The organism is Stenotrophomonas sp. P5_A8, from assembly GCF_056400545.1.
On sequence record NZ_JBFULB010000440.1, the window covers coordinates 1 to 2,575 of the forward strand.

The following is a 2,575-nucleotide window of genomic DNA, read 5'->3' on the forward strand; positions in this document are numbered from 1 at the left end:
GTGTTCCTGGTGGGCACGCTGGTCACGATCTTCCTGTCCAACGACGCCACGGCCGTCGTGCTCACGCCGGCGGTCTACGCCGCCTGCAAGGCCGCCCGGGCCAACCCGCTGCCGTATCTGTTCGTCTGTGCCTTCGTGGCCAACGCGGCGAGCTTCGTGCTGCCCATTTCCAATCCGGCCAACCTGGTGGTCTTCGGCGATCACATGCCCTCCCTGGCCCAATGGCTGCGGCAGTTCACCCTGCCCTCGCTGGCCGCCATCGGCATGACCTACCTGGTGCTGCGGCTGGCCCATCGCCGCCAGATCGCACCGCCCCTGGTGGCGGTGGCCGAGCAACGGCCGCTGTCCGAGGGCGGGCGCCTGTGCGCGATCGGCGTCGGTGTCACCGGCAGCGTGCTGTTGGTGACCTCGGCGATGAACGGGCCGCTGGGTCTGACCACGTTCTGCGCCGGTGCCGCTACCCTGGCCACCATCCGCCTGCGCCAGCGCCGCAGCCCGATGCCGATCCTGCGGCATGTGTCCTGGGGCGTGCTGCCGTTGGTTGCCGGGCTCTTCGTGCTGGTCGAGGCGGTGGCGCACACCGGCGTGATCCGCATCGCCGCCGACGCACTGGAGGCCTTTGCCCGTACATCGCCCAGCGAAGCCAGCTGGCTGGCCGGTGGCGCGGCCGCCGTACTGAGCAACCTCGCCAACAACCTGCCGATCGGCCTGGTGGCCGGCTCGCTGGGCCAGATGGCCGACCTGCCCACGCAGACCCGCGCCGCCCTGCTGATTGGTGTGGACCTCGGCCCCAATCTGTCGGTGACCGGCTCGCTGGCGACCATGCTCTGGTTGGTGGCGCTGCGTCGCGAAGGCGAGCACGTCAGTGCACTGACCTTCCTGCGCCTGGGCATCCTGGTGATGCCGCCGGCCTTGCTTGCCGCGCTCTGGCTTCTGTAGTCACGTCGTTGCCGCATTGTGTTGGCCGACGTGACTACAACCAATGGCACAGGAAGCCAGCGCCGTTTGCGCGCTACGTTGGACCAAATGGAATGGAAGGACCGCGTATGAAGCGTCTGTTTTTCTCGATGGCGTTGTTGCTGATGGCTGGAATGGCTGGCGCAGCGACGAAGGCAGTGAACGGAAAAACCACCGTCATCGTGCTGGGCGTCGACCACGCCGCCCAGCTGGTGGCGCGCAACGACCGCCCCGCCCTGCTTGCCGCGTTCCTGGCACATGCCAAGCCCGATGCCATCTGCATCGAGCGCTCGCCCGAGGCCTTCGCACGCAACGACTATTACGAATTCACCTACGAAGTCCAGGACGTCGTAGTCCCCTTCGCCCGGCGCAACGGCATCGACCTGTGCCCCATCGACTGGGAGCCGCCGGTGGAAGACGCCCGGCTCGGGTTCGGCCTGGACCTGGGCGCAGCGCCGGAACTGCGCCCCGCCAGCGGATTCCAGCAGTTCCTTTCGTTCCCGTCCCCGAGCCATCTCACGCGGGATCTTTTCCACGCCGACGAAGCAAAGAACGTGGCGCGCATCGCGCAGTGGGCCGCGACCCCGGCCAAGCGCGCCACCGATGATCTGCCGCGCAGGCTGTATCTCTATCGTACGTACCTGCAGGCTCAGCGGGTGGCCGCGGCGGCGAAGGCACACCCGGGTGGCACGGTGGTGGTGGTGGTCGGCGAGTTCCACAAGCGCGATATCGACGCGATCCTGGCCGATGCCGAAGACGTGCGCGTCGTCCAGCCGTCCAGCCTCGGCAAACCCACCGAGACGCAGGTGCGCCAGCAGGAGCGCCGTGACTATCGCGTGGCTGTCGCCAGCTTCAATCTCCTGGGCGTCCAATCCGCCACCGGCAACATCGATCGCGCATTCGTCCGGGAGACCGTGCAGGCACTCAAGGCCGAACAGGACTCGCCCGAGGCCAAGCTGATGGAAACACGCCTGGATCTGCTCGAAGAGCGCATCACGCCCATCATTGCGGTGGACCGCTATCGCGCCATCGCCGCAGACGCGGGCGATGCGCGCTTCACCTGGACCGGCGTCACCGACGCCGCACGCCTGGATTCCTACTTCGATCCCTTCGGCAACCTCACCGTGCGCCAACGGGCCCTGCTCGAAACGGCGCGGGAGCTGCACCGTGCCGGGCGTGGCGCGGAAGCGGCCGCGATACAGCAGGCCCTCGGCAGCGAACTCGGCGACCGAAAGAAGGCCCAGCTTGCCGGCTACTGGGAACGCTACATCGTCCAACCGGCGTCGCCGTAAGTCGCCAGCGCCAATGGCTTCCTGCAGGGGGACGCTCGCGGTGGCGACAGGCGGGTGAAGCGGTTGACGCTTCGAACTTCAAAACGTCGGCAGGACGCGGTAAGCATATAAAAGGMCTATGACATTGATATACGCCGAATATCAAGCAAGGCCTCATTGACGATAAATGTGAATCGTCAATGAATATTTCTGTGACCGTCACCGCATTTGCAACTAATTGCATGTTGTCCGATTGACCCCCTGCCTACCGTTGCGACCTCGCCCTTCCTGGCATGTCAATGCCGACACTACGAGGTTGCACACGATGAAGTCTGACGTCTCCGTAC

General features: G+C 65.9%; 2 protein-coding genes. Both read left to right on the top strand.

Features of this window, described 5'->3' with window-relative positions:
* Nucleotides 1-939, top strand: a 939-nt coding sequence (locus AC1DQP_RS19295; protein ID WP_478052277.1) for an SLC13 family permease, incomplete at its 5' end; no start/stop codon positions are given.
* Nucleotides 940-1,046: 107 nt separating this feature from the next.
* Nucleotides 1,047-2,249, top strand: a complete 1,203-nt coding sequence (locus AC1DQP_RS19300; protein WP_457319614.1) for a hypothetical protein — start codon at nt 1,047-1,049, stop codon at nt 2,247-2,249.
* Nucleotides 2,250-2,575: the final 326 nt, after the last annotated feature.

What these genes read in the sequence shown, in the direction of transcription:
- AC1DQP_RS19300 (WP_457319614.1), top strand. Translation starts at nt 1,047, where the DNA reads ATGAAGCGTCTGTTTTTCTCGATGGCGTTGTTGCTGATGGCTGGAATG.